30 protein-coding genes are annotated in these 26,503 nt (G+C 43.9%); 9 read left to right on the top strand and 21 right to left on the bottom strand.

Features of this window, described 5'->3' with window-relative positions:
• Positions 1-22: 22 nt before the first annotated feature.
• Together ACZ5GB_RS02000 and ACZ5GB_RS01995 are read left to right on the top strand one after the other, a co-directional pair.
• Positions 23-637, top strand: a complete 615-nt coding sequence (locus ACZ5GB_RS02000; protein WP_464327321.1) for a phosphoribosylanthranilate isomerase — start codon at positions 23-25, stop codon at positions 635-637.
• A complete protein-coding gene (locus ACZ5GB_RS01995) occupies positions 609-992 on the top strand; it encodes a PaaI family thioesterase (RefSeq protein WP_464327320.1) in 384 nt (127 codons plus the stop codon). The genes ACZ5GB_RS02000 and ACZ5GB_RS01995 overlap by 29 nt, the downstream gene beginning before the upstream one ends.
• On the opposite strand, the gene htpX is transcribed toward ACZ5GB_RS01995, so the two are convergent.
• The 4 genes from htpX to ACZ5GB_RS01975 form a co-directional block, all read right to left on the bottom strand.
• On the bottom strand, positions 989-1,864 hold the full coding sequence (gene htpX / locus ACZ5GB_RS01990) for a zinc metalloprotease HtpX (RefSeq protein WP_464327319.1): 876 nt from the start codon (positions 1,862-1,864) through the stop codon (positions 989-991). The two genes, ACZ5GB_RS01995 and htpX, sit on opposite strands and share 4 nt — an antisense overlap.
• Positions 1,865-2,070: 206 nt before the next feature.
• Complete coding sequence (locus ACZ5GB_RS01985) at positions 2,071-2,433, bottom strand: hypothetical protein (protein WP_464327318.1); 363 nt, start codon at positions 2,431-2,433, stop codon at positions 2,071-2,073.
• Positions 2,434-2,687: 254 nt separating this feature from the next.
• Complete coding sequence (locus tag ACZ5GB_RS01980; protein WP_464327317.1) at positions 2,688-3,731, bottom strand: 3-deoxy-D-manno-octulosonic acid transferase; 1,044 nt, start codon at positions 3,729-3,731, stop codon at positions 2,688-2,690.
• Entirely contained in the window at positions 3,712-4,812 is a 1,101-nt protein-coding gene (locus ACZ5GB_RS01975) for an inositol-3-phosphate synthase (RefSeq protein WP_464327316.1), read from the bottom strand. The genes ACZ5GB_RS01980 and ACZ5GB_RS01975 overlap by 20 nt, the downstream gene beginning before the upstream one ends.
• A 36-nt stretch (positions 4,813-4,848) precedes the next feature.
• Here ACZ5GB_RS01975 and ACZ5GB_RS01970 point away from each other — a divergent pair, with 36 nt between their 5' ends.
• The 3 genes from ACZ5GB_RS01970 to gcvPA are packed head-to-tail and all read left to right on the top strand — an operon-like array spanning position 4,849 to position 7,182.
• Positions 4,849-5,337, top strand: coding sequence for a hypothetical protein (locus ACZ5GB_RS01970; protein ID WP_464327315.1), 489 nt, complete (start codon positions 4,849-4,851; stop codon positions 5,335-5,337).
• Between the two features lie 12 nt (positions 5,338-5,349).
• The gene (gcvH, locus tag ACZ5GB_RS01965) at positions 5,350-5,871 is read left to right on the top strand and encodes a glycine cleavage system protein GcvH (RefSeq protein WP_464327314.1); all 522 of its coding nucleotides are present in this window, start codon (positions 5,350-5,352) and stop codon (positions 5,869-5,871) included.
• Complete coding sequence (gcvPA, locus tag ACZ5GB_RS01960; protein ID WP_464327313.1) at positions 5,872-7,182, top strand: aminomethyl-transferring glycine dehydrogenase subunit GcvPA; 1,311 nt, start codon at positions 5,872-5,874, stop codon at positions 7,180-7,182.
• On the opposite strand, the gene ACZ5GB_RS01955 is transcribed toward gcvPA, so the two are convergent.
• Genes ACZ5GB_RS01955 through ACZ5GB_RS01925 form a run of 7 tightly spaced genes read right to left on the bottom strand, consistent with a single transcriptional unit; the run spans position 7,179 to position 14,497 of the window.
• On the bottom strand, positions 7,179-7,730 hold the full coding sequence (locus tag ACZ5GB_RS01955; RefSeq protein ID WP_464327312.1) for a hypothetical protein: 552 nt from the start codon (positions 7,728-7,730) through the stop codon (positions 7,179-7,181). The two genes, gcvPA and ACZ5GB_RS01955, sit on opposite strands and share 4 nt — an antisense overlap.
• 16 nt (positions 7,731-7,746) lie before the next feature.
• Positions 7,747-9,288 carry a DHA2 family efflux MFS transporter permease subunit gene (locus tag ACZ5GB_RS01950; RefSeq protein ID WP_464327311.1) on the bottom strand — a complete coding sequence of 514 codons (1,542 nt, stop codon included), beginning with the start codon at positions 9,286-9,288 and terminating at the stop codon, positions 7,747-7,749.
• Positions 9,285-10,403, bottom strand: a complete 1,119-nt coding sequence (locus ACZ5GB_RS01945) for an EmrA/EmrK family multidrug efflux transporter periplasmic adaptor subunit (protein WP_464327310.1) — start codon at positions 10,401-10,403, stop codon at positions 9,285-9,287. Before ACZ5GB_RS01945 ends, ACZ5GB_RS01950 begins: the two co-directional genes overlap by 4 nt.
• The gene (locus ACZ5GB_RS01940) at positions 10,400-11,668 is read right to left on the bottom strand and encodes a TolC family protein (RefSeq protein WP_464327309.1); all 1,269 of its coding nucleotides are present in this window, start codon (positions 11,666-11,668) and stop codon (positions 10,400-10,402) included. The genes ACZ5GB_RS01945 and ACZ5GB_RS01940 overlap by 4 nt, the downstream gene beginning before the upstream one ends.
• A complete protein-coding gene (locus ACZ5GB_RS01935; protein WP_464327308.1) occupies positions 11,656-12,234 on the bottom strand; it encodes a TetR/AcrR family transcriptional regulator in 579 nt (192 codons plus the stop codon). The genes ACZ5GB_RS01940 and ACZ5GB_RS01935 overlap by 13 nt, the downstream gene beginning before the upstream one ends.
• Positions 12,231-13,451, bottom strand: a complete 1,221-nt coding sequence (locus ACZ5GB_RS01930) for a TolC family protein (protein WP_464327307.1) — start codon at positions 13,449-13,451, stop codon at positions 12,231-12,233. Before ACZ5GB_RS01930 ends, ACZ5GB_RS01935 begins: the two co-directional genes overlap by 4 nt.
• On the bottom strand, positions 13,448-14,497 hold the full coding sequence (locus ACZ5GB_RS01925) for an efflux RND transporter periplasmic adaptor subunit (RefSeq protein WP_464327306.1): 1,050 nt from the start codon (positions 14,495-14,497) through the stop codon (positions 13,448-13,450). Before ACZ5GB_RS01925 ends, ACZ5GB_RS01930 begins: the two co-directional genes overlap by 4 nt.
• A 114-nt stretch (positions 14,498-14,611) precedes the next feature.
• Here ACZ5GB_RS01925 and ACZ5GB_RS01920 point away from each other — a divergent pair, with 114 nt between their 5' ends.
• The 3 genes from ACZ5GB_RS01920 to truA are packed head-to-tail and all read left to right on the top strand — an operon-like array spanning position 14,612 to position 16,729.
• Positions 14,612-15,634 (top strand): PhoH family protein, encoded by a 1,023-nt coding sequence (locus ACZ5GB_RS01920; RefSeq protein ID WP_464327305.1) that lies wholly within the window; start codon positions 14,612-14,614, stop codon positions 15,632-15,634.
• A complete protein-coding gene (gene ybeY / locus ACZ5GB_RS01915; RefSeq protein WP_464327304.1) occupies positions 15,555-15,998 on the top strand; it encodes an rRNA maturation RNase YbeY in 444 nt (147 codons plus the stop codon). The genes ACZ5GB_RS01920 and ybeY overlap by 80 nt, the downstream gene beginning before the upstream one ends.
• Before the next feature lie 8 nt (positions 15,999-16,006).
• Entirely contained in the window at positions 16,007-16,729 is a 723-nt protein-coding gene (gene truA / locus ACZ5GB_RS01910) for a tRNA pseudouridine(38-40) synthase TruA (protein WP_464327303.1), read from the top strand.
• Here the strand turns inward: truA and ACZ5GB_RS01905 are convergent.
• The 8 genes from ACZ5GB_RS01905 to ACZ5GB_RS01870 all read right to left on the bottom strand — a co-directional run bounded on the left by ACZ5GB_RS01905 (position 16,726) and on the right by ACZ5GB_RS01870 (position 24,221).
• Positions 16,726-17,211, bottom strand: coding sequence for an SCP2 sterol-binding domain-containing protein (locus ACZ5GB_RS01905; RefSeq protein ID WP_464327302.1), 486 nt, complete (start codon positions 17,209-17,211; stop codon positions 16,726-16,728). The two genes, truA and ACZ5GB_RS01905, sit on opposite strands and share 4 nt — an antisense overlap.
• A gap of 112 nt (positions 17,212-17,323) precedes the next feature.
• Positions 17,324-18,217 (bottom strand): acetylglutamate kinase, encoded by an 894-nt coding sequence (argB, locus tag ACZ5GB_RS01900; RefSeq protein WP_464327808.1) that lies wholly within the window; start codon positions 18,215-18,217, stop codon positions 17,324-17,326.
• Between the two features lie 5 nt (positions 18,218-18,222).
• Positions 18,223-19,152: an ACP S-malonyltransferase gene (gene fabD / locus ACZ5GB_RS01895; protein ID WP_464327301.1), complete on the bottom strand. Its 930-nt coding sequence runs from the start codon at positions 19,150-19,152 to the stop codon at positions 18,223-18,225.
• 12 nt (positions 19,153-19,164) lie between these two features.
• Positions 19,165-19,401 (bottom strand): hypothetical protein, encoded by a 237-nt coding sequence (locus tag ACZ5GB_RS01890; protein ID WP_464327300.1) that lies wholly within the window; start codon positions 19,399-19,401, stop codon positions 19,165-19,167.
• 3 nt (positions 19,402-19,404) lie between these two features.
• Complete coding sequence (locus tag ACZ5GB_RS01885; RefSeq protein ID WP_464327299.1) at positions 19,405-20,433, bottom strand: glycosyltransferase family 9 protein; 1,029 nt, start codon at positions 20,431-20,433, stop codon at positions 19,405-19,407.
• On the bottom strand, positions 20,420-21,544 hold the full coding sequence (locus ACZ5GB_RS01880; protein WP_464327298.1) for a hypothetical protein: 1,125 nt from the start codon (positions 21,542-21,544) through the stop codon (positions 20,420-20,422). Before ACZ5GB_RS01880 ends, ACZ5GB_RS01885 begins: the two co-directional genes overlap by 14 nt.
• A gap of 15 nt (positions 21,545-21,559) precedes the next feature.
• Complete coding sequence (locus tag ACZ5GB_RS01875) at positions 21,560-23,899, bottom strand: AAA family ATPase (RefSeq protein WP_464327297.1); 2,340 nt, start codon at positions 23,897-23,899, stop codon at positions 21,560-21,562.
• Position 23,900: 1 nt separating this feature from the next.
• Entirely contained in the window at positions 23,901-24,221 is a 321-nt protein-coding gene (locus ACZ5GB_RS01870; RefSeq protein WP_464327296.1) for an MTH1187 family thiamine-binding protein, read from the bottom strand.
• Between the two features lie 32 nt (positions 24,222-24,253).
• On the opposite strand from ACZ5GB_RS01870, the gene ACZ5GB_RS01865 reads away from it, so the two are divergent.
• A complete protein-coding gene (locus tag ACZ5GB_RS01865) occupies positions 24,254-24,976 on the top strand; it encodes a flagellar hook-basal body protein (protein WP_464327295.1) in 723 nt (240 codons plus the stop codon).
• Here ACZ5GB_RS01865 and ACZ5GB_RS01860 read toward each other — a convergent pair.
• Both ACZ5GB_RS01860 and thiE read right to left on the bottom strand, forming a co-directional pair.
• Positions 24,973-25,842 (bottom strand): 5'-3' exonuclease, encoded by an 870-nt coding sequence (locus ACZ5GB_RS01860; RefSeq protein ID WP_464327294.1) that lies wholly within the window; start codon positions 25,840-25,842, stop codon positions 24,973-24,975. The two genes, ACZ5GB_RS01865 and ACZ5GB_RS01860, sit on opposite strands and share 4 nt — an antisense overlap.
• Complete coding sequence (thiE, locus tag ACZ5GB_RS01855) at positions 25,820-26,482, bottom strand: thiamine phosphate synthase (protein ID WP_464327293.1); 663 nt, start codon at positions 26,480-26,482, stop codon at positions 25,820-25,822. Before thiE ends, ACZ5GB_RS01860 begins: the two co-directional genes overlap by 23 nt.
• Between the last annotated feature and the right edge of the window lie 21 nt (positions 26,483-26,503).

Raw genomic sequence — 26,503 nt, 5'->3', positions numbered from 1 at the left:
TACTATAATATTTAGCCTACGCATGGTTAAAATCAAGCTTTGTGGCTTTACGAGAGAGGAGGACATAGAAAAAGCTGTAGAGTTTGGAGTGGACTATGTGGGAATAATCCTTTATGAGAAAAGCCCAAGGTATGTAAGCTGGGAAAGGCTAAAAGACCTTTTGTCTGTAGCCACTGGGGTCAAAAGGGTGGCCGTTATGGTAAATCCTACAGCAGAGGAGACTTTAAGGGCCTTTGATGTTGGCTTTGATCTAGTCCAGCTACACGGAGAAGAAAGCTTGGAGTTGGCCAATGTCATTGGACTAAACAGGGTTATAAAAGCCTTTAGAACATGTCCAGGCCTTGAAGTCTCAAAAGAGTGGAAAGGTTCTCATGGTGTGCTTTTGGATGCATGTTCTAACCTTTACGGTGGAAGCGGGCAAGAGTCTGATTGGGAATTTGCCAAAGGCCTTGTGGAGGAGGGCTTTAAGGTGTTTCTGGCTGGTGGTCTAAAACCAGAGAACGTAAAAGAGGCCGTAAGAAGGGTAAGGCCTTATGCAGTGGATGTATCTTCTGGTATAGAGGTAAGCCCTGGCATAAAGGATCACAAAAAGATGGAGGAGTTTGTGAATGCAGTTAAGAACGCATTTAAAGATTGACAAAAGTCTAAGCGGAGAAGTTGTAGAGCTGTCAGAAGGTTATGCAAAATTGAGGTTAAAAACAGATAGCCGAATGGTGGCGGATGATATGGGTCTCGTGCATGGAGGCTTTATCTTCTCCTTGGCTGACTTTTGCGCCATGGCGTGCGTAAATGAACCCAATGTGGTTCTGGCTCAAGCCAGCATAAGATTTCTAAAGCCTGTAAAAGTTGGGGATGAAATCTTTGCGGAGGGGAGGATAATAAGGGAAGAGGGAAAGAAAAGGTGGGTACAGGTAGAGGTGAAAAGGGGAGAAGAAAAGGTAGCAGAGGGGGAATTCCTCTGCGTAGTGCCAGAAAGGCACGTTCTATCTTAGTAAGAATAAGAATACACCCCCATTTGCCTTGCTAACTCTTTTAGCCTTTCTATCCTTTTTTCTGTGGATGGGTGGGTAGAGAAGAGTTCCCATATGCTTTGACCAGATAGGGGATTTTCAATAAAAAGATGGGCTGTGCCTTGGTTTACTTCTGCGGGTATTTGATGCACATAGTTGTGTATCTTTTCTAAGGCGCTTGCCAAAGCGAGTGGATCTCCGCTTATCCTTGCTCCAGTCTCGTCTGCCAAATACTCCCTTGAACGGGATATGGCCAACTGTATTATGGTGGCAATTATGGGGGTTATTATTATCATAGCTATGCTGGCTATGATAGAAAGTGGATTATTATTTTCTTCATCCCTTGAATGGCCCAAAAGTAAGGCCCATTGGAACATATTCACCAGGTAAGATATAGCTCCAGCTATGGTGGCAGCCATTGTAGCCACAAGCACATCCCTGTTCTTTATATGCCCTATCTCGTGTGCCAAAACTCCCCTTAGCTCGCGCTCGTCAAGAAGATGGAGTATGCCAGATGTTACAGCTACCGCACCGTTAGAAGGCCCCCTTCCTGTGGCAAAGGCGTTGGGCTGTTCCATAGGCACCAAGTATATCTTGGGTTTTGGTATGTTTGCCCTTTGGGCAAGATCTTCTACCATTCTGTGAAGCCAAGGCGCTTCTTCGTAGGGTATTTCCCTAGCGCCATACATGGCAAGCACTATCTTATCGGAGAACCAGTAGGCTATAAAGTTCATGATGCCAGCCAGCACAAGGGCTATGGTCATACCAGTTTTTCCACCGATAAGATGGCCTACAAACAGGAAAAGGCCAGTAAGAGCTCCAAGCAGTATGGCGCTTCTTATAGCATATCCCATATTATTTTCCTTCGTGTCCAAGCCCTTTATACAGGCTTGGGCTGGGGTATTTATATCCCGCCTTTCCTGAGATGTGGACTGCCCCAGCAGGCGGTATTAGTCCACACCCTTCCTTTTTGTATATAAAGATAAGCATAAGGTTATATCATGTCAATATCCCTGGGAGGGTGTTTCAAAAGGCGCATTAAATTAAAAGGCATTAGAGATTAAAAGTATTGGATAAAATACTTCACAACCAATCCTGGCTTACCATCTGTTAGATAATCCACAAGCTCCTCCCATTCTTTCGCATCATCGTCATCCCCAAAGCAATCCCTGTATAAAACTGCATACTTCTTGGGTGTTTCCAGCATGTCAAAGTATTTTTTGGCAAACTCCTTGTCTCTTCTGTTTAACCCCAATCTATAAAGGTCAAAGATCCTTTGAGTGGGCGTGGTGCTTTGAATGTATTCTTCCCTTGTGGGGATTTTTAGATTATACTTTTCTCTCACTTCCCTCTGCACCCCAGGATAAAACCAATCTAACAACTCTTCCTCGCTCATATAATCATAAATGGTCTCCTCTTGCATGTGTAAGCATCCTTGTTATAAATCTAATATTTAATAATCCCTTATCATACGCCGGGTGAGAAATTAATTAGGAAGCTGGGATACCATCATACCTTCTTGCTAAAAAATAAATGAGACAAGAAATGTAGAGGCACGGCATGCCGTGCAACTATTAATAAAAAATCTATTGGTCTTGGACCCGCCCGGTGTTTTATAATCTGGCAGGTTTAAAACCTGCCACTACAAAGGATGAATTTCTTACCCAACGTATAAATTTAATAATCCCCCATCATCTCCTCAAGGGCAGAAAGATAGCACTCCAAAATCCTTTGAGAATACTCTTTAAGATTAAAAGATGCTTTTGAAAACCCGCTTGAAAGCAATTCTTTAAGCCTTGTGTATAGTTCTATTTCATCTTTTACTGGAAATCCAAGACCTACCTTTTCAAGGAAGTCTTTTAAGTCCTTTACCTTGTGGGTGTGTGGTCCATAGAGGACTGGCTTTCCAAAGTAGGCAGGCTCCAAAAGGTTGTGTCCGCCAATAGGAACAAAGGTGCCGCCCACAATGGCCACATGGGCATAGGCATAAAGAGAAAAAAGCTCGCCAAGGCTATCTACCACAAGCACATCCCAATCTTCCTCTTGATTGCTTCTAAAACTTACCCTATAGCCTTTAAAAACATCCACCACCTCTTTGGCCCTTTTTACATGCCTTGGTGCCACTATTAACTTAAGGTCCTTGAAATCCCTTCTCAAAAGGTCAAAGGCTTTTTTTATGATGGCTTCCTCTCCCTGATGGGTGCTTCCAGCCACTATAAGCCTTGAGGCATTTACTTTTAATTCCACAGGCCTTGGCTCTTCAAGGACAAACTTTAGGTTTCCACAGGGTAGGACTTTTTTACAGCCATAATTTTTAAACCTTTCTGCAGAGCTTTCATCCCTTGTGATAATGAGAGAAAACTTTTTAGATAAGCATCTTTCCAAAAGCCCACCCTTGGCATAGGCGTTTAGCCATATTTTTGGAGCCTTTGTAAAGGTCAAAAGGGAAGGCCAGAGTTCCCTTTCCATAATGACTATAGCCACAGGTTTAATCTTCCTTTCAAAGGATATTACAAAAGGTGGGAGGTCAATGGGGAGTCTGTAGAGCTTATGAAAGTATGCCTTGCCCTCTTGAGCCTTTAGATACTCCTTTGCCCTAAAGGAAAAGTAGGTAAGAACTATTTCATATCTTGGATAAAACCTTTTTAGAAGTGGCCTTATAGTGTTAAACTCGCCTACGCTTGCAGTGTGAACCCAGAGGCTACCTCTCCCTTTCTCCACGAATAAATTCTTCCACCATCTTCCTTGCCTGCCAGTCTGGGTACTGTATGGGAGGATGCTTCATGGTGTAGGCGCTTATAGAGTAAAGGGGTCCTCCTATGCCCCTGTCCCTTGCCAGCTTACAGCACCTTATGGCATCAATCATTGAGCCTGCACTGTTTGGTGAGTCCTCCACATCAAGCTTGACTTCCACATACATGGGCACATCACCAAAGAGCCTTCCTTCTATGCGTATATAGGCTATCTTCCTGTCCTTTAGCCAAGGCACCCAGTCGGAAGGACCTATATGTATGTTCATCGGGTCCATCTCATAAGGTATGAGGGAAGATACCGCCTCTGTCTTTGAGACCTTCTTGGTCTTTAGCCTATCCCTCTCCAGCATGTTGAGAAAGTCCGTATTGCCACCGAAGTTAAGCTGGTAGGTCCTGTCAACCTTTACGCCCCTATCAAGGAATAGCTGGACAAGGGTTCTATGCAAAATTGTGGCACCCACTTGGGATTTTATGTCATCCCCAACTACGGGAATGCCTTCGTTTTCAAACCTCTTTGCCCACTCTGGGTCCGAAACTATAAAGGTAGGCATGCCGTTTATAAAGGAAACGCCAGCCCTAAGGCAGGCCTCCGCATAAAAGCGCGCAGCCTGTTCCGACCCAACGGGAACGTAGTTTATAAGTATGTCCGCCTGAGTCTCTTTTAACACTCTTACCACATCCTCCAGTTCATCCTCCTTCTCATCGGACAAAACAAAGCTTCTCTCCGGTGGGTAGTTGGCCATATGGGAGGCATAGCCATCAAGCACCTTACCCTTTCTGACCACCACACCCATCCTTGGTATGTTTGGTTCAAAAATGGTTGTGCAGTTGGGTGGTGAAAAGATGGCTTCTGATATGTCCTTGCCCACCTTTCTTGCGTCAATGTCCCATGCTGCAACTATTTCAATGTCCCATGGCTTGTAGCCACCTACATCCTCAAACATAAGACCGCTTACACCCTCTCTGTGCTTTGCGTAGTAGTAGATGCCTTGAATCAAACTACTAGCACAGTTGCCAACGCCAGCTATTGCCACTCTTATTTTTGACATTTCAACCTCCGCAAAGGCTTATAATATTATAACAGGATGAAGGTTCTTTTAGTTTTCTACTCAAAACTACTTAGCGAGAGTGAGCTTTTGCAAAGGGTAAGTGAAAAGGTTAACACCTTAAAAAGGTTTATAGGGCCAGATAGCCTTTATGCTGTCATTACCTCTGAGATGAAGGACTTTATAGATAAGTTTCCAGATTTGGTCTTTATAAGGAACGACAAGGGGACCTTTCTTTATGGTCTTTATAAGGGTTTGAGAAAGTTGAGAGGCAATGATGTGTTGGTGCTTGACCCATTCCAAGCCATAAGCCTTGATAAGATAAAGGAGTTTATAAGTAAGAGAAGGGTGAATGCTTTCCATTCTTTGAACGAACATGGAAAGGGCATAGCCCTCTTTAGGCTGATTGACCTTGATTACTTTATAAGGTCTTCGGAGATTTTGCTTCTAGAAAAGGAAGAGGAAGACCTTAGCACGCTTATGGAAAAGGTCAAACAAGATTATGGTATAGAATATGAAATGCTTTGAGGAGGTAAGATTATGGAAGACATCATAGTGGGTAAGTATGTGGTAAAGACAGACAGGTATTACACAAAGGACCATGAATGGGCCCTTGTTAAAGGCAATAAGGCATGGATTGGTATAACCGATTATGCGCAAAAGGAGTTGGGTGATGTGGTCTACATAGACCTACCACAGGTAGGTGAATCCTATGAAAGTGGAGATACCATTGCCAACGTGGAATCTGTGAAAAGTGTATCGCCAATCTATGCGCCACTCTCTGGCACAGTGGTAGAGGTCAACGAAACCTTAAGCGATGAACCTCATCTTATAAACGAATCTCCTTATGAGGATGGATGGATTGCAGTCCTTGAGCTTTCCGACCCTATGGAAGTGGAAGACCTTATGCCCGCCGAAGACTACGCCCAGCTTCTTGTGGAGATAGTCAAAGAAGAAAAAGGAGAAGAGGTAAAGCTTGAAATGCCAGAGGAAGAGGTTATAGAAGAATCCTTGGAGGCACTGCCAGAAGAAGAACTTGGCTACGAAGAAAGGGAAAAGTAAATGTATATACCCCATTCCGAAGAAGAAACTGAAAGGATTTTAAAAACGCTTGGCCTCTCCCGCCTTGAGGACCTCTTTTCACACATAGACCCTTCTCTACTTTCTGAACCTTCTTTGCCTCCACCAAAAAGTGAAGAAGAGATAAGAAGGTATATAAAAGAATTGGGAAGTCAAAACGCAGAGCTTGTGTGTTTTGCAGGCTTTGGTGCCTACGATAGGATCGTTCCATCGGTTATATGGCAAATACTAAACAGGGGAGAGTTTTTGACAGCCTACACACCCTACCAGCCGGAGGCCTCTCAAGGAACCCTCCAGGCCATCTTTGAATACCAAAGCCTCATATGTGAGCTTACCAAGATGGATGTGGCCAATGCAAGCATGTATGATGGTGCCTCTGCCCTTGCGGAAGCTATTTTGATGGCAAGGGCTATAAGGGGAAAGGGCAAAAGGGTTATACTTTCGGAGGGCATAAACCCTCTTTATAGACAGGTGGTAAGCACCTACCTTATGGGCTATAGGGATGAGATAGCCCTTTGCACTCTCACAGAAGAAGGCCATACGGACCTTGATAGGCTGGAAAACCTTTTAAAGGATGGAGAGGTCCATGCACTTGCGGTGCAATATCCAAACTTTCTGGGCTTTGTGGAACCACTAAGGGAGATATCTGAACTTTCCAAAAGGTATGAGGTGCCACTGGTGGTGGTGGCAGACCCTATAGCTTTGAGCATTTTGAGGCCACCAGGAGAGTTTGGTGTGGACATTGTGGTGGGAGAGGGCCAGCAGATGGGAGTACCTTTAAACTTTGGCGGTCCTTATGTGGGCTTTTTTGCCACAAGGATGGAACATGTGAGAAGGATGCCCGGAAGGCTTGTAGGCATGGCAGAGGACATAGAAGGAAAGAGGGCCTTTACCCTTGTGTTGCAAACAAGAGAACAGCACATAAGAAGGGAGAGAGCCACATCCAACATATGCACTAACCAAAACCTCATAGCCCTTGCCAACCTCTTATACATGGTGCTTCTTGGAAAGGAAGGACTAAGGGAGGTGGCAATTCAAAGCCTCTCAAAGGCGTTTTACTTAAAAGAAAGGCTTTTAAGCCTTGGCTTTGAAGAGGTTTATAAAGGGAAACATCTTTGGGAGTTTCCACTAAGGCATGAAAAGAGTAAAGAGCTCTATCAAAAGGCCTTAAACTCCGGCTTTCTCTTTGGCGTGCCCCTTGATGACTTTGGATATAAAAACACCTTGCTTATAGCAACCACAGAAAAGAGGACAAAGGAGGAAATGGATAGGCTTGTACAGGTCCTTCTTTAAAAGGTGCAAGCCTTACTTTTAATTTCAAGTTCTTTACAAACTTTCCTACAGTAATTTTTACTTTCAATCATACTTTCTTGATCGTTAATTACAAAAAACTTTCCGTCAAAATCATACACTTTAGCCCTGCAATAATCCTCTTTCTTGCCATATATGGAGTATTCATAAACTTTTAGTTTTTCCTCAAGCTTTACATTGTAAGAATACCTTCCAGCGCCTCCTGTACCAACCAAAAATATAGCATCTTTGTATTTATCTCCATCTTTAATTTTAGCAACTTGAAAATTGTTGTCTTTATAAATTAAAAGAACTGTAAGGTCCGTTGTGGCACCCATACTTGCAAAATGAACCAAAATTAGATTTTTAGACCTACCCACAATGAAGGGCTTTTCAAAAAGGTTGTCGCTCCTGATTATAAACTCAGAACTCCTATAGTTGCTAAAGGACTTTTTTATGAATTCTTTTAACTTATTTTCGTCAATCTCCGGCTGGGACATAGAAAAGCCAAAAAATAGGAAAAGGATAAAAAGAAGCCTTGTAAAAACCATAGGTATAATTTTACACCTATCCTTTTCTTTTACGCACTAAAACATCTTTAAAAAGAAGATAAAAGATAGGAACACTTCCCAACAGGGCCCAAAGGCCAGCTAAAAATAGGGTGGAGCCAAAGGCATCAGATAGGGCATAGAGGCTTTGAAGCTGGTAGAAGAGGGCTTGTGCCTTTTCTTGAGACTGATGGGTGAGGAGGCTAAGTTCTTGAGACCACCTTTGGATATGCATCTGGACCCATTGTATATTTTGCACTTCTGTGCTTCTTTGGAAGTTTTCTGTAGCAAACCTTTGAAGGTCGTTGGTGGCCAAGGCTGTACCAAAGGAGCCTCCCACAAAGCGTATGTAGTGCATAAGGCTAACTCCAAATGTAGTTTTTTCTCCCAAGCTCCTTAGGGCCATCTGGGTTATGGGAGCAAAGAAAAAGCCCATGCCCACACCCATAAGGGTAAGGTATAGGATGGCCGTATGCCTTGGAGTAAAGTAGTTTAGCCTTGGAAGAAGTAGGAAGTTAACAAGAAGATAGCTAAGGGTGGCTATGTAGAGGGCTAATTTGGGGGATTTTTTATCAGATATTAGTCCTGCCACTGGAGACAAAAGGCCTATGGCGAGGGCCATGGGGAGTATGGCAAGGCCTGCCTGAAGGGTGGTATAGCCCTTTAACTTTTCAAAGTAAAGAGGAATTAGGTAAAAGACCTGATACATGGAAAAGCCAAGCACAAAGCAATAGACCCAAAGAGCTATCAAAAACTCCCTTATCTTAAAGAGGGAGTAATCTATTAGCCTGTTTTTGGAAAGGGTCTCCCACAAGAAGAAGAGTAAAAGTGAAAAGACAGAAAGGATAGTAAGGTAAAGGATAAAGTCGCTGGAAAACCAGCCCTCCTTTTGGCCCCTTGAGAGGACTATAAGAAGGCTAACGGTAAAGCTTGTCAAAAATAAATAGGACAAAGGATTAAGTTTTACCTTGTGCTGTGGCCTGTAGTCCTTTAAAAAGAAAAAGGCCAAAGCAAAGTTAAAAATGCCTATGGGTAGGTTTATGTAAAATATCCATCGCCAGTCTATATGTTCTGTTATCCATCCTCCAAGTGTGGGTCCAAGAGCTGGTGCAAAGCTTACTCCCAAGCCATATATGCCCATGGCAAGGCCTCTTTTTTCCGGTGCGTAGGCGGAAAAGAGCAAAGCCTCTGCGCTCACCACTATAAGAGATTCTCCAAAGCCTTGCACTGTCCTTGAGGCTATCATCCACTCCAAGGATTGGGCCTGACCGCAGAAAAAGGAAGCTGTGGTAAAAAGGAAAAGGCCCAAGAGAAATACCTTCTTTAGGCCCATTATGCCCTCCAGCCACTCTACCAAAAGGATGGCGCTTGCGGCTGAGGTCATGTAAGCTGTTATTACCCATTGCACGCCGTAGAGGTCCGTAGAAAGGGGTGCTATCATCTTTGGCACCACAATATCCACGATGGTAGTATCCAAAATGGCCATAAAAACGCCAACCATCAAAGAAAAGGTCAGTATAATCCTCTCTGCCGAGCTTAAGGTTTCATGAAAGGGCCTCATTCCCTCTTTATCTCCACCCTTCCACCCATGCCTACCCTCAAAAGGCTAAGGTCTCCTTTTGTGATACTTATCTTTACCGGTATCCTTTGGACCACCTTTGTAAACTCTCCGGCAGATATGTCTCTTGGCACAAGGGCAAAGGTAGCGGCGGAAGCTGGGCTTATCTCCTCCACCACACCTTCAAAAACCACCTTTGGATAGGCGTCAAGCCTTATGTAGGCCTTTGAACCTACCTTTACACCCCTTAGCTTGTCCTCCTCCAGCAGAACCTCCACATAGTAGGAATTTTCCTTTATGAGGCTAAAGGCGGGCTGGCCAGCTTTTACCGTATCTCCCACGCTTACAAACCTCTTTGCCACCACACCATCAAAGGGGCTAACCAGAAGGGTCCTGTTTAGGTCCAGCCTTGCCTTCTCAAGCTTGGCTTTTAAACCTTTTAACTCTCCCTCCATGGCCTCTATCCTTTTGTCAATCTCTTTAAGGCTTAGCTCTTCCGCCTTTGCTATGCCATACTCCTTTTCAAGCCTTTGGATGGCTATGTCCAACTCCCTTATGTTGGCCTCAAGGGCAGAAAGCCTTGAAAGGAATACCTTATACTGGGTGTCCACCTGCTCAAACCTTTGGCTTGGCACAAGCCCTTTTTCTAAAAGATTTTTTAATCTTTCCCTATCCTTGGAGAGCTGTTCAATCTGTGCCTTTACCTCTTCCCTTTGGCCCAAAAGGGCCCTCTTCTTTTCTTTTAGCTCCTCCACAGAGTCCTTAACTGCACCCACCCTTAGGCCCACCTGCTTGGCAATCCTTTCCCTTTGGACCTTCAAGGCCGATATCTGAGCCTCCAAGGAGCTTATGCTATTTTCCAGACCTTTTACCGCTATTTTGTAGTCTGTGTCTTCAAGCCTTGCCAAAGGCTCACCGGCCTTTACCCTGTCCCCCACATCTTTATAGACCTCCACCACCCTACCGCTTACTTCAAAGGCTACATTGCTCATGCTGTCCGACCTTACAAAAACCGCATCGCTTATGGCATAGTCCATCCTATGCTTTATCCATCGGTAGGAAAAAAAGGAAAAGACCAAAAGCAAGATTATAAGGATGGTAATCCCCAGTCTCTTCATAGCTCTCCCGCCTCTCTTAAAAGTTCAAAGTAAGCCTTAAGAAGATCATAGTAGGCTATGACCTTTGCCTTCCTTGCCTGGGTTAGGCTTGCCTCCGCACCTAGCAGGTCCGTACCGCTTATTATTTGGTTTCTGTATTGCTCAAGGGAAAGCCTGTAGAACTCCTCTGCAAACCTTAGGTTTTCTTCGGCCACCCGTAGGTTATCCCTTGCGGTAAGAAGCCTCTCATAGGCAGACCTTATGCCCAAGACTATCTTTTCTGCAAGGTCCTTTAGCTCCTCCTTGGACTTTTTTTCTTCCTCCACATAGGACAAGGCCCTGTAGTAAGAGCTAAGGGCATTAAAGCTTAGGCTTACACCAGCACTAAGGGTGAAAAAGCCCTTGGGGTATATGTTGGGGTTTTGGTCTGAATAGTTGTATAGAGCTTCCAAAAAGGCCTTTGGATAAAAGGCAGAAAGCTCAAGCCTTCTTTTTAGCCTTGCCACTTCTATGCTTTCCTTTGCCAGCCTTATGGCTGGCCTTTGGACCATGGCCTTATTTATGAGTTCTTTTAAATCCGGAACCTCCACATTCCTCTTTATAGGTTCAAGGCTTTTTAGCCTCCCTTCCTCTATGCCCGTGAGCCTTGAGAGGTTTGCCAAGGCTATGCGGTAGCTTCCTTCCGCCTGTCTTAAGTCCCTTTCCACCTCCGCCAGCCTTACCTTTGCCTGAAGCACGTCTGTGATGGCCACAAGACCCTCCTTATAAAAGGCCTCCCTCTGTCTTAGGTCCGCCTCTATGGCCTCCTTTTGCTTTTTTATAACTTCTATTTGGTCCAAGGAAGATAGCACCAAAAGGTAGGCCTTTATTACCTCAAGCCTTAGGTCCAATAAGGCTTCTTTGTACTCTTCTTCTGAGATCTTTAAAAGCCTCTCTGATATGGCCGCCTTGGAAGACCTTTGGCCCCCATCAAAGATCATCTGCCTTATGCCAGCCTGAAAGCTCTGGTATGTGTCCTTTGAACTCTCCACCACAAGAGGCGGAAGGCCTCCAAAGGCTGGTATGCTTATGGACTGCCTCTCCGACTGCCAAGAAAACCTGTAGTTTAATAAAAACTCCGGATAATAAAGGCCCTTGTCCGCCTTCAGCTGTAGCTTGGCAGACTCTATGGCATACCTCTTGGAAAGAAGGCTTGCGTTCTTCTCTTCTGCAGACTTCAAAAGCTCCTCAAGGCTAAGGGAAAAGGAGAGGCTAAAAAGACAAAGCAAAAGTCCTACAACCCACATTTTAAACCTCTAAAGATAACATCAAGCCCCTCTTGTGCTTCTTGAAGTATCTCCTCAAGCCCTGCGTTGTTTAAAAGCAATCTTTCCATATACAAGAGCCTCATATAGCCTACGATGAGATTGACCAAGGTCCTCACACTTCCACATCTAAACTCATCCTCCTTGTAGCCCTTTTCCACCATCTTGGTCAGCAAGGCTAAAATATCCTCCATGTGCCTTTTGTGAAGCCTTTTAAACTCCTCCCTGTTGCAAAGGAGCTCAAAGAAAAAGACATAGGCTATGTGCCTGTCTTGATAGCATTCTATCAAAAAGTCCCTTATGTGGCCCCTTATCATCTCCTCCGCAGAAAGGCCCTTATTTAGCCACCTTCTCATTATCTCTTTTGTCCTCTCTGCCATGCTGTTTATGAGCTCTTCCATAAGCTGGTCCTTGCTCTTAAAGTAGAAGTAAAAGGCTCCCTTTGAAAGGCCCGCATGTTTCACTATGTCCTCCACAGTGGTGTGGTTGTAGCCTTTTTTGGAAAATAGCTCCTTTGCCGACTGGATTATCTTTTCTCTTGTGCTCATCTTGTTAACCTCTCAAGCCTTGCGAGGCTTGTATTGTAAAGGTAAAGGGTATAGTAATAGCTTTCAAGAAGGCTGTTGTAGTTGTTTATGGCATCAAGCACCTCCAGCTGGTTTGCCACACCAAACTTATACCTTTCCGTGGATAGCCTCAAAGATTCTTTTGCAGACTCAAGAGAAAGCTCAAGGGCATTGAGCTGTGCTTTCAAAGACCCAAGGTCAAGGAGTGTCTTCCTTAGCTCTGCCCTCTGGCTTGTCTCAACATCTTTCAAGTTTTCCATCTGTTTTAGCACATCAAGCTTGGCTTGCGCCACATTGGCCTCCCTTGCAAAGCCGTCAAATATTTTGTAGTTTAGCCTTACTCCAAAGGTGTAGCCCTCCACCATTTTGTCGCTACCCCCCAACCTTGCAGTGTTTCCTTGATAGGTGGCAAAGGCAGAAAGGCTTGGATAGTATTGGGATTTTTGCACCTCCACTGCCTTTTCAAGCACTTCAAGGCTCTTTTTTGCAACTTTTATGGTGCTGTTGTTTTCCAAAAGCTTCTCATAGTCCTCCTGTTTGTATTCTATGGCCTTTAGCTCTCCCTCCGGTTCTATGTCCTCCCCCTCATACTTGAGAAAGCTTTTAAAATCCTCAAGGCTCTTTTTGTAATCCGCCTTAGCCTTTTCAAGGTCTGCCTTAGCCTTTTCAAGCTGTGCCTTTGCCCTCATTAGTTCCACCTTGGGCAAAATGCCCGCCTCAAACTTCGCCTGCGCAAGCCTTAAGTTCTCTTCCCAATAGCGCAAGTTCTCCTGAGCTATCCTTACCACTTCCTTTTTGTAAAGGAGAGCATAAAAGAGCTGTTTGGTCTGAAACTGCACCTCCCTCAAAACATCCTCATAAACAAGCCTTTGTAATTCTTCTTGATTCCTTGCAAGGCTTAAGCCCTCAAAGACAGACTTGTCAAAGATGGCTTGGTCAAGCTCAAAGGTGTAGCTGTGTCTGTTTTTTGGAGTGAAGCCAAAGGCGAGCTCTCCTCCAAGCCTTGTATAGCTGTAAGAAAAGCTAAGCTGTGGCAGTATGCCAGCCCTTGCCTTTTTTATGTTCTCCCTTGCCTTTTCTATGTCCAAAAGTGAAAGCTTGGAGGATGTGTGGTTTTTTATGGCAAGCTCCAAGGCCCTATCAAGGGTCAAAGAAAAGACAAAGGAAAAGCTCATCAAAAGCCAAAGCACAAACCTCATCTTACCTCCACCTTCATACCCTGCTGTAGCACATAGGCATTGTCAAGGGCTATCTTATCTCCCTCTTTTAGACCTCCCTTTACATACACCATACTACCCTGGCCCTGCTTTAGCACCTCAACCTCCACAGCCTGCGCCACACCATTCTCTATACGCCAAAGTATGTTTTTATTCCCTTGTAGGACCACAGCCCTCTCTGGCACCGCAAAGGCCCTCTCTGTTTTTATAACCAATCTGGCTTCACCATACATGCCCGGCTTTAAGTTGCCTTTAGGGTTAGAAAGCTTTGCCTTTATGGTTATAAGCCTGCTGCTATCCGCCACAGGAGAGACAAAGAAAACCCTTCCTTCCAAATCTCCAAGGGGTTCCACTTTTATTTTTACAGTTGAACCCTCCTTGGCATAGGGAAGGTACTCTTGAGGCACCTGAAAGACAAACCTTATGGGGTCAAGGGCCACAAGGCGGAAAGTCTGGCTTTGGGGTGTTATATAATCCCCTACATTTACAAACCTTTGGGCTATGTACCCAGAAAAGGGTGCCATTAAAGTGGTTCTCTCAAGGTTTAGCCTTGCATTGCTTAGCTGTGCATAGAGGCTTTTTATAAGCTCCTCTTGGGCTTTTAACTGTGTTTTCACATTCTCATACTCTTCCTTTGCTATGAGCTCCTTTTCAAAGAGAAGCCTCCTTCTTTCCACAATGGCCTTTTGGTTTTCATAATTTGCCTTGGCTTGGCTTATCTGGGCTTCTATCTGTCTTACCGTGTTTTCATAATCGGCAGGGTCTATCTTTAAAAGGGGTTGTCCCACCTTTACAAGGCTTCCCTCATCCACAAAGAGGCTAAGGACCCTACCGCTTACTAAGGGTCTAAGCACTATGTCTTTTTCTCCTTCAAAGTATCCCTTTGTGGCATACTCTATAGGAACCTCCTCAGACTTTACGGTGTAAAGGCTAACTACCACCTTTCTTTCTTGGGGCTTTTGCACTTCCTTTTTTTGGCAGGAAAAGACAAAGAGCACCAAAATGCCAAGCCATAAAAACTTCCTCATAATACCTTATATTATAACATACCGACCAGTCGGTCGGTGATAGAAAAAAGGTTTTAAAGAAGTTTAACCTGCTTGATTTTTAGAGGGGATGGTATATATTATACCTTTAAACATATGATGACAGAAAGGGTAGAAGAAAAACTGGATTTAGGCAGTTTTGATGAAAAGTTTTATGCCATAGTAGGCCGGGGCGATGAGAACCTAAAATACTTCTCCCAGATATTTGATGTAAAGATTTCCGCCAGAGGAACGGAAATAATCATAAGGGGTGAAGAAGATAAGGTAAGGCTGGTCTATGAGTTTCTAAAGGAAATAATAAAAGACCTAAAAAACTCCACAATGACATCTCAAGAGGTTAGAGAGAGAGCTAAAAACTATCTCCAATCAAAAACTGCTACAGAAACTGTCCAAAAGGAAGAAGTTATACTTATAACACACAGGAAAAAGGCTATAGTTCCAAAAACCCATACACAAAGATTATACATTGATGCCATTAAGAATAACGATATAGTCTTTGGTATTGGGCCTGCTGGAACAGGAAAAACATACTTGGCCATGGCAATGGCTCTTGCACACCTTAAGGCCAATAAGGTCAATAAGATAATACTTACAAGGCCTGCGGTGGAAGCCGGTGAAAAACTTGGCTTTTTACCCGGAGGCATAGCCGAAAAGGTGGACCCTTACTTGAGACCTCTATATGACGCCCTTTACGATATGGTGGATTACGATAAGGCAGGCTATATGCTTGAAAGGAACATAATAGAAATAGCACCCCTTGCCTTTATGAGGGGTAGGACCCTTAACGATGCCTTTATCATACTGGATGAGGCACAAAACTCAACAAAAGAACAGATGAAGATGTTCCTTACAAGGATAGGCTTTGGGTCAAAGGTGGTGATCACTGGAGATATTACACAGATAGACCTTCCAAAAAGGGAACAATCGGGGCTTGTAGAAGCTATAAAAGTTCTAAAAGGCATAGAAGGCATCAGCTTTGTATGGTTTAAAGAAGAGGATGTGGTAAGGCATCCTATAGTAGCGAGGATTATAAAAGCTTATGAAGAGTTTGAAAGGTCAAAAGAAGAACAAAGTACTGGTAAGGAAGGAGAAAGGGAATCTTCCCGTCAGGTGGATTAAGGATATAGTCAATAAATTATTAGACTTACAGGGGCTTAAGGGTATTGAGGTAAGTCTTTATTTTACAGACGATGATACCATAAGAGAGCTAAACAAAACCTACAGAGGCAAGAATAAGGCCACGGATGTACTTTCTTTTATCTTTGACGAGCCAGCGGGCCATTATAGGCTTTTGGGAGAAATAGTTATATCTGTGGATACAGCTCGGAAGCAGGCCAAGGAAATAGGCCATAGCCTTGAAGAAGAGATAAAAAGGCTTGTTGTACATGGATTTGTGCATCTTTTGGGCTACGACCATGAGCTTGGTGGAGAGGAAGAGAGGAAGTTTAAAGAGCTGGAAGATAAGCTTTTGAATTCTCTATAATCTTCCTTATGCCCAATTATGTAATGCTTTTATCCTTTGTGGGGACTAACTTTCATGGCTGGCAGATACAGCCCCAATTGAGGACAGTTCAAGGAGTGCTAAAGGAAAGCATAGAAAGGCTATTCCAAGAGCCTATAAGGCTTATAGGTTGTTGCAGGACCGACGCCGGAGTTCATGCAAAGGAGTATGTGGCGAACTTTTATGCAGAGCGCACTTTTAATACGGATACATTGCTTAAGGCTCTAAATTCCTTGCTTCCAGAGGATATAGGGATAAAAAAGGTCTGGGTTCAAGAGGGCTTTAATGCACGATACGGCGTAAAGGGCAAGGTTTATCTCTATAGGATTCTGAACACCCATGCCAGAGACCCTTTTCTGGAACCCTTCTGTTGGAGAATTCCATATAGGCTTGACTATGAGAAAATGGCCTTGGCTTCTGAGCTTTTTGTGGGCCTTCATGACTTTTCTGCCTTTGCCAAGCTGGAGGAAGAAAAGAACACGCTTATAAACATTGAAGAGGTGAGCTTAAAAAGGGAGGATGAGCTTATAGAGTTTAGAATTAGGGCAAGGAACTTTTTAAGGTATATGGTAAGGAGGATCGTAGGTAGCTTAGTCCAGTTAGGCCTTGGAAAGTTGGAATTAGAAGATATAAAGAATTATCTACGGGGCAGGGGCATATGCCCCCACACCGCAAAGGCCAAAGGCCTAACCCTTGAAAAGGTTATACTTTAAGGGCATTTGCTGGCATCGTGGGGTGGGCTATCTATAATGTCAAGGAAGGCTTCAAAGGGACCCATGTTCTTCATGGCAACACCTTTGGGACCTTCAAACTTAAGCCTTCCAAACATCATAGCCTTCATGGGGCCGTATTCTTTCCTTCCCATCTCAAGCCACCTTTTTGTCTCGGCATACATAAGGAAATCATCCTTACCCCTTTTGTCCTTGGCAGGTCCACCATATACGCACATGGCCTTACCGCCTTCGTTCTTTATGGTTAGCTGTATCTGTTTTGCTTCTCCGCAGTCCTCCCTGTAAATGAATATCTTCCTCTCTGGAACTGCCACCCAGCTTTCGCTTTTGCCAAGCTGTTCTACAAGTTGTGGAGTTTTGTTCCACGCTTCACACAAGGCCTTTGCATATTCTCCGCCCATAAAGACTGGAGTAGACATGGCTATAGCACTTATACTTAGAAGTGCCATATAAACCTTTCTCATCTTGGACCTCCCTTAAATTTATACATGATGTTTAGAAAAATATCACATATAACTTATTCTTTCTATCATATTTTCTTATTGCTTAATAAGATATAGGAATGTGCTTATATTGTTATCCTACTATTTCCGTTCCCACCCCTTCCTGTGTAAAGACTTCCAAAAGTATGGAATGGGTTATCCTTCCGTCTATTATATGAACCTTTTTAACGCCTGCCTCAATAGCCTCTAAGGCGCTTTTTACCTTTGGAAGCATACCGCCCTTTATAACACCATTGGATATAAGCTTTAAAGCCTCATCCTTTGTAAGGGTGGATATTAGCCTGCCTTCTTTATCTTTTACTCCTTCCGTGTCTGTAAGGAATATGAGCTTTTCTGCCTTTAGGGCCTTTGCCACCTCTGAGGCCACAAGGTCTGCATTTATGTTATAGGCCTCTCCCTCCTTTCCCACACCAACGGGTGCTATTACAGGAATGTAGCCCTTTTCCATAAGAGTCTGAAGTAGTTCCACATTTACTCCCTCCACCTGCCCCACATAGCCTATGTCTTCCTCTGGGACTTCTAAGCCCAGTTCTCTAAAGTAAGCCTCTTTATCAAGCTTTTTTGCCCTTATGAGCTGTCCGTCCCTTCCCGAGAGTCCCACCGCATATATGTTTTTACCACTATGTCTGTTTATAAGCGCCACAATGTCCTTGTTTATATCTCCAGATAGGACCATTTCTACCACGTGCATGGTCTCTTCGTCCGTCTTTCTCATACCACCCACAAAGTGGGGCTTTATACCAAGCCTTTCCAAGGTTTGGCTTATCTGGAGTCCTCCACCATGCACTACTACCACCCTTATACCCACATACCTTAAAAGCACCACATCCTTGGCAAAGTTTTCTCTTAGGCCCTCCTCCGTCATGGCAGAACCGCCATACTTGATTACAAAGGTCTTGCCATAGAACTCCCTTATGTAAGGAAGGGCCGACTGAAGCACCTTTGCCTTTAAGATAAGGTCCTCTATCATGGCTAAAGCGCCCTCTTGACCTTTTCTATATCCTCCACCTTTTCCACGTTAAAGACCCTTACCTGTGGTGCCGTCTGCTGGATGAGCTTTGAAAGCACATTTTTGGGACCTATCTCTATAAAGGTATCTACACCTTGTTCCACCATATAAAGCACGCTTTGGTACCACCTTACAGGGGAAAAGATCTGCCTGTATAGGTTTTCTCTTATCTCTGGCGCTAAGGTATGAGCCTTGGCCGTGTAGTTTTGCACTATGGGTAGGTTTAAGTTCCTTATGGGCGTTTGGGCAAGCTTTATTCTAAAAGTATCGGCCGCAGGCTTCATAAGAGAACAATGTGATGGCACAGAGACCTTTAAAGGTATGACCTTCCCACCCATTTCCTTTGCAATCTGGCTTGCCCTTTCCACCGCCTCCCTTTCTCCAGATATGACCGTTTGTTCTGGAGAGTTGTAGTTGGCAGGCTCTACAACACCTACCTCTTGGGCAAGCTTGCAGGCTTCTTCCACCTTTTCCGGTGGTAGTTTAAGCACAGCCGCCATAGCACCTTTGCCTTCTGGAACTGCCTCTTGCATATACTTTCCACGCAGATGAGCAAGCCTTACAGCCTCAAAAAGCTCCACACCACCCGCTACCGCAAGGGCTGTGTATTCTCCAAGAGAGTGGCCAGCTACAAAGTCTGGAACTGGAAAGCCTTGGGCTTTCAAAACGGCATATATGGCAAAGCTTGTAGTGAGTATGGCCGGCTGGGTGTTTATAGTCCTATTTAGCTCCTCCTCTGGGCCTTTAAAGATTATACTGCTAAGGTCGTATCTCAAAGCAGTTTCTGCACTATGAAAAACATCTGCCGCTTCGGCAAACTCCTTATAAAAGTCATAGCCCATACCTACATATTGAGAGCCTTGGCCTGGAAATACAAAGGCTATCTTTCCCATAAGCTCTTTATTTTAACCCAATTCTTTGAGCTTTTCTCTGAGAAGGTCCCAACTCCACCAGGTAGCCTCATGCACGGGCATGGTTTTACCTATGTTTTCCTCCGTTCCTTCCACCCATACCACTTTGCCATCGGTCAAAAGCTTAAAGTTTCTGGTCCTGGATGACCATCTCCAAAAGTTATGTGGCCCAATGCCAAGGGCCTTTTTAAAAAGCTCAAGCTCGTTCGGTAAAAGGGGTCTTCCTTGCATGCTTTAATTATAACCTTTATACAATTCCAATCCCTTTTCAATGACAAAAGGCACGTCCTTTTCACTTTCAAGGACCACACACCTTACCCATGGGTGATGGTGATAAGAAGCTGGAAAATCCTTTACAAATATGGCTAAAGTGGGAACCCTTAGGGCAACGGACATGTGATAGGGACCACTGTCTGTGGATATAAAGAGAGAACAGGACCTTATAAGGCCTGGCAATTCAAGTATATCTGTAGCTCCTGCAAGGTCGTAGGCGGGTAAAGGGTAATCCTTGAGAAACTCTTCATTTATATCCTTTTCAAAGGAAGCTCCAGTAAGCACAAGTATGGACCCTGTGCTTTTTTGGATTTCTTCAATTACCTTTCTCAACAGCCTTAGGTTGGGACGCTTCCAAAGGGCATCTGGTGTGCCACACCCTATGTTTAGTCCTATAAGATTGGCTTCCTCCGGAATTCCAAGGCTTTTGCGGAAATTTTTTCTAAAACTTATGGCCTCTTCTGTCTCTTCCAGTTCTATTGGTATATTATTCCTATCTATGCCCAAGGCCTTTAGAACTACAAAATATCTATCGGTGTAATCGGAAGTTTTTAGCACCTTTCTGGATGGTGGTGAGGACATACTATAAAAGAATCTCCTAAAGGGAATTTCGGCTACACCAAGTGTTGGAATTTTGTGCCTTAGGCGTGCATAAAGGCAAAGTATGGAGCTTTTAAGGCCATGAGGTTCAAAATCTATAATAAAGTCTGGTTTTACTGTATTTAAAACTTCTTCAAACTCCCTTATAAACCTTTTCCAATCCTTTAGGCCCTTTATCCTTTTATCAATAACGTGAAAGGAAGACAAAAGATGGTGTTTAGAGATTAGCCTTTCGGAAACATAACCTTTATCCTTTGTAAGGAAAAGAAGATGTAGATTAGACGTTGGAAATCTGTTTTTGAGAGCTCTCCAGCTTGCACTGGCCCTCAACAGGTCGCCAACGCCAGCGGAGTGGCCAAATAGCATAAGTATTTCCTTAGGCTCTTTCATACTGCTCTATCATTCTAAACCAGAGGAAATACAAAGGCAATAAAGCATCCCAAAAACCTGTAAATAAGGAACCTACAAACATTACGGAAGGCATAAGTAAAAAGGGAATAACCAAAAAGTCTGCAAGCTTGTATCTAAAAACAAAAGAGTAGTATTTCCAGTATAGCCAAAGAATGGCCAAAAGGCCCAAAAGCCCCTTTTCTATAAACTCTGATATGAAAAGAACAGATTCATAACCTACGGCGGATTTTATGTGTAGTCCCTCCCTTTCCTCGGGTTTAAGGCCATGGCCTATCAAAAGTGGCACAATATTTGCTTCCTTTATATCCCTTTCTATTACCATAAGCCCTGCTCTTAAGTTGGCCCACCTTAGGCTGGATATGGCATCCAATGTTCTATTATCAAGCTTTTCTTGACCAGTAAGAACCTTATAAAAAGCTTGGAATCTTGCATCTTTTTTTACAAAGTTGTATGAAAAAACTGCTCCAAATGAGATGGAAAGCAAGGCTATTACTATCATATACCTAAGTTTTATAACACCTCTGAGTAAAAAGACGAGCAATAGGAGAGTTATAACAAGGCCAAGTATGGTGGACCTTCTGAGTGAAAAAAAGACCATTGATATAAACACAAAAAAGGCCAAAAGCCACCAAAGCCTTTTTGTTTTTAAGAACAAGGCTAAGGCAGAAAGGCTAAAAAGAGAATAAAAGGTGGCCACCTCAAAAACACCACCCCATATTGGAGCTACCGTGCCTTTATAATGGTATTTATAAAACACAACAGGTAGCAAAAGAAAGCCAATAAGCCTAATTATAAGGTTTAGCCTATAAAGGTATTTTTCATTAACTTTTACTTCATCTCCACCAAAATAAAGAAAAAGGAATACGCTTCTTTCAAAGGCTTTGTTTAAAAGGTGTGGTGCGTATATTAAAGTGGAAAGTAAGGTAGGGATTGCATGAACTAATAAGGGTAAAGAAAGCTCACCTTTTAGGCTTTTCTTTTTCCTCAGATAGGCTATGAATATATAAATTAGCCCAAGGATGAGCGCACCTTCAAAGACGCTTATTGACAAAAAGGATAGTATGGTAAGCAGAATTACAAATGAGTTCATCTCATAAAATTATAACTACAAGGCTTTTCTCTTTCCAATCTGTGATATTCTCTTGTGTAGTTCTTTAATCTTTTCTTTAACAAGTCTGTGAAACCTATCAGCCTCAATGCCTGTTAATACTTCTATGGCATCATCCACGCTATCCACTGTATATATATGAAATTCTCCTTTCTCAACGCTATCAAGCACCTCATCGCTCAAAATAAGGTTATCATAATTCCTCTGTGGGACTATAACCCCTTCTATACCCTTTAGACCACGTATTTTGCATGTTTTATAAAAGCTTTCCACCTTTTCCTTTATGCCTCCTACTGGTTGCACATTGCCAAGCTGGTCTATGGAGCCTGTAACCGCAATGTATTGCTTTAGTGGAACCTCTGCAATGGCAGAAAGGATGGCCAAAAGCTCTGCCATAGAGGCGCTATCACCTTCCACCTCATCGTAGCTTTGCTCAAAGGTAAGGGTGCAAGAAAGGTGCAAGGGCATATCCCTTCCGTATTTCCTTCCAATATAACCGCTAAGTATTAACACTCCCTTTGAGTGAATAGGCCCACTTAATTCCACTTCCCTCTCTATGTTTATTATCCCCTTGTCCCCCACATAGATGGACGCCGTTATCCTTGTAGGCTTCCCAAAGCTATAATCACCAAGGTCAATAACACTAAGGCCATTTATCTGCCCCACCTCTTCCCCTTCAATACGTAATATGACCTTGCCTTCCTCTATGGCCTTCCTTACCTTTTCCTCTATTAGGTTTGACCTAAGGACCTTTTCATTTATAGCTTTCCTTATATGTTCTCCCTTTATAAAACCATCATCTTCTACAAAGCTTTGGGCCTCTCTAACCACATCCACAAGGTAACCAAAGACCACATTGAACTTCTTCCTGCTTCCAGAAAGTTCTACTCCATACTTAAAAAGTTCTGATAGGGCATCGGGGGAAAGGTGCCTTATGCCTTCCTCTTCCACTATCTTCCTGAGTATTTTTGGAAAGGCCTCAATTAGCTCATCTCCTATATCCACTATGGGGTCAAAGTCCGCCTTGACCTTAAAAAGCCTTCTAAACTCTGGGTCGTAGTTATACAGAAGGTAGTAAAGGTATGGGTCTCCTATTAGGACTACCTTAAAGTCCGCCGGCACAGGCTCCGGGCTTATGCCCACAAAGGGCAGTAGGCTATCCTCAAAGGGGTGAAGGGGCATGTATATCTTTTTGTGCATAAGCACCTTTTTGAAGGCATCCCATAGGAAGGGGTTTTTGAGAAGGTCGCTAACCCTTAGCACAAGGTAGCCACCCCTCGCCCTATGCAGACAGCCCGCAGACAGACTCATGTGGTCCGCATACAAAACACCCATCTCCGCAGTGTAAAAGACTCTTCCAAATAGGTTTTGGAAGGTGGGAACCTCACAGAAGACTACGGGCGCGCCTTCAAGGTCCGAGTTATCCACTATAACATTTACTCTAAAGGCGTTGAAGGACTTTTCAAGCATCTTTTGAATGGCTATGTTTCCCTTTGAAGTATGCCAAGAGAGGAAAAGGTCTGTATTTTTAACAAGCTCAAGCTTTAGGCTTTTTATATGTTCTGAAAGTCCATCATAGGGCGTATACTTGCTTTCAAACCTTGAGAATACCTTATCCACCACATAGCTTGCCACCTTATTCCTAAGCTCCAATATTTCATCGGAAAGAGAATGGTCAAGCTCCCTAAGGGACCTCATAAAGTCCCTAAACTCTTCTTCAAACTCAGAAAGGTTTTTCTCATAGCTTTCTTGGAGCCTTGGATTGGCGTAGAGTTCTTCTTCCGTTATTACTCTCCTTCCCACAAGGGGCAAAAGCCTTATACCGGCAGGAGTAAAAACTACACCCAAGCTGTGCTTTTGGGCCTCTTCTGCAAGCCTTTGAATTATCTCTTCCTTTTTACTTTCTACCCTCTTTGTTATCCTTGATACCTCTTCTTCGTATTCCTTACTCTCAAAAGCCTTTGGAATTTCCTCCTTTAGAGCTTCTATCGCCCTTTCTATATCCTGCGCAAAGGCTTTTCCCAATCCTGCGGGCAAAAGTAAAGGCTTTGGCTTAAGCGGGTTATCAAAGTTGTTCACATAGCATATATCCTCTGGAACTCTTTTGTTTTTTGAAGCATCCTTTAGTGTGGTAAGGGTATAAATGGTCCTTCCTATGCCTTCTGGTCCAGAAACGTAAAGGTTATAGCCTTCCAGCTCTGTCCTTAGGGCAAGGTCAAAGGCGGATCTTACCCTCTCCTGTCCTGGAAAGTATTTTCCTGGTTCCACATCCTTGGTAGAATAAGAGTAAGTATAGCCATATAGCAGGTCTCCCTTTGAAAGCTTTTTTATAGCCACCTTACCCTACCTTCTTTATCTCTCTTCCTATCTTCTCCTCCACCGATTTTACCTTGCTCTGTATCCTTCCAGACTTGCCTTCTCTGTAATCTATCTTCATGGTTATGGATATGCGGGGACAATCTTTTTTTAAGGCCTCAAAGCCCTCCTTTAAAACGCTCATAACCTCATCCCAACTCTCACCCTCTATTATGGTGCCCATGGGTGTAAGCACATAGGGAAGGCCAGACCTATCCACTATATCCACAACCCTTGCCACATATTGACTTACACTTTCACCCTTGCCCAAGGGAGTCATACTTACAAAGACAAGCACACTCATAGTTATAATATTCTACAGGAAGGAGGGAAGATATGGCTATAGAATACCAGCCCCTTTATATCCTCTCAAGCGGTATGCTCCTCCAGCAGAGAAAGCTTGAAACCATTACCAACAACCTTGCCAACGTGGATACACCTGCCTTTAAAAAGGACCTTATGTTTGCAAGCCTTTGGGAAACACCAATGGGTCAGAGGGTAATGGATACGGACCCTCAAAACCCAAACAACAACTTCCTTTATCCCATAATAGAAAGGGTCTTTACAGACCTCTCTCAAGGCTCTATAAGGCAGACTTCCAACCCCCTTGACCTTGCTATAGAGGGTGAGGGCTTTTTTGCTGTAAGGAGAGGGCAAGAGGTTTTTTATACAAGGAAGGGAAACTTCAGGCTTGATAATGACGGCTTTTTGGTAAACGAGCTTGGCTATAGAGTCCTTGACCAGAACTTGAATGAAATAAGGCTTGAGGGAGTGCCTACCTTTGGAAGGGATGGTTCTGTCTTTGTAAACAACGTGCAGGTGGCAACCCTTGGCATCTTCAGGCTTGAAAACCCTCAAAAGGTGGGAAGGGACCTCTTTCTGGGCCAGCCTCAGCCAGCGCAGAACTTCAGAGTGCTTCAAGGCTACCTTGAAATGTCCAACGTGAACCCTATACTTGAAATGGCAAACCTTATACAAACTCACAGGGCCCACGAGACCTACTCAAACCTCATAAGGTCCTTGGATAGCCTTTATGAGAGGTTCAACCAAAGCTTTTAGAAGAGGCTCTTTTGGGCTACCCTCTTTGAAAGGTTTTCCAGCTCCTTTATAAGGCTTTTCATCTCAAGCTCTTCAAACTTCTTTCTTAGGGCTGGTATGTTCGGCTCCTTTAGCTTTAAACTTTCTTCATCAAAGTCAAGGCCCTCAACCGTGTGTAGCTCAAGCAAAGCTAAGGCAAGCTCAAGGTCTTCCTTCTTTGCTTGAGGAAAGGACAGACTAAAGTCCTCCCAATTTCTTAGTATGTTTTCCACGCTTCCATACTGTTGGAGTAGCCTTATGGCCGTCTTTGGTCCAACGCCTTTTACTCCTTCTATGTTGTCCACCTTATCGCCCACAAGGGCCAAATAGTCCTTTAGCTTTTCCGGTGGAACTCCAAACTTTTCCAAAACCTTCTTTTTGTCAAAGACCTCACCGCTTATGGGGTTTATCACCACAAGCCTATCGCCTACCAATTGCATTATGTCCTTGTCTGGAGAGTAGACCTTTACAGAAAAGCCCTTTTCAAGGGCCCTCAAAGCCAGTGTGGCTATTATATCGTCCGCCTCATAGCCCTCTATCTCATACCTTTTGATGCCAAGAAGGTCCACAAGCTCCTTTATAACCGGTATTTGCACCTTTAGTGGGTCTGGCATGGTGGGCCTTTTGGCCTTGTATTCCCTGTATAGGCTTTCCCTTTTTGTAGGCGCCGGAAGGTCAAAGGCTATGGCAAAATAGACAGGCTTCTCTGTCTTCAGAAGGGCAAAGATGGCCCTCATAAAGCCGTATATGGCGCCGGTGGGAAAGCCCTTTGAAGTAGAGAGGGGAGGTAGGGCAAAAAAGCTCCTATAAAGAAAGGCAGAGCCGTCAAGGAGATATAAAACCTTCATGCATAGCCTTCCTGTAGTAGCTTTTCATGGCCTCCACAAGGCTCCTTGTGGCCTTTTCCACATCCTCAAAGCCAAGGATGGCCGAGACTACAGCTATACCCTTTGCGCCAGCCTGTAGCACCTCTCCCACCCTGTAATGGGTTATACCGCCTATGGCCACTACGGGCTTGGAAGTGAGCTTTACAGCTTGGCGAAGGCCCTCAAGTCCAACGAGCTTGTAGTTTTCCTTTGTGGTAGTCTCATAAACAGAGCCAAAGCCTATGTAGTCTATGGGAAGATGCTCCACTTCTCTTAGCTTGTCCACCGAGTTGACCGAATAGCCTATGTACATCTTGTCTCCCACAAGCTTTCTTACCACATCGGGTGGCAGGTCCTCCTGTCCCACATGTACGCCGTCGGCCTCCACAGCGAGGGCAAGGTCCACTCTGTCGTTTACCACCAGGTCCACACCATACCTTCTGGTGAGTTCTCTTAGCACCAAAAGCTCCTCATACATCTGCCTTGTGCTTTTGTTTTTGAACCTATACTGAAGGGCCGTTATGCCACCCCTTATGGCAGACTCTATGGTGGAAACAAGGTCCCTGTCTTGAAAGTATCTATCATCTGTTACAAGGTAAAGGGTCAAGTTGGGCTTTTTCATCTAAACCTCCTGTTGAAAATG

Source organism: Hydrogenobacter subterraneus, assembly GCF_055390195.1.
Note: the sequence above shows the minus strand (reverse complement) of the source record. Positions and strands in the feature narration are given on the sequence as shown.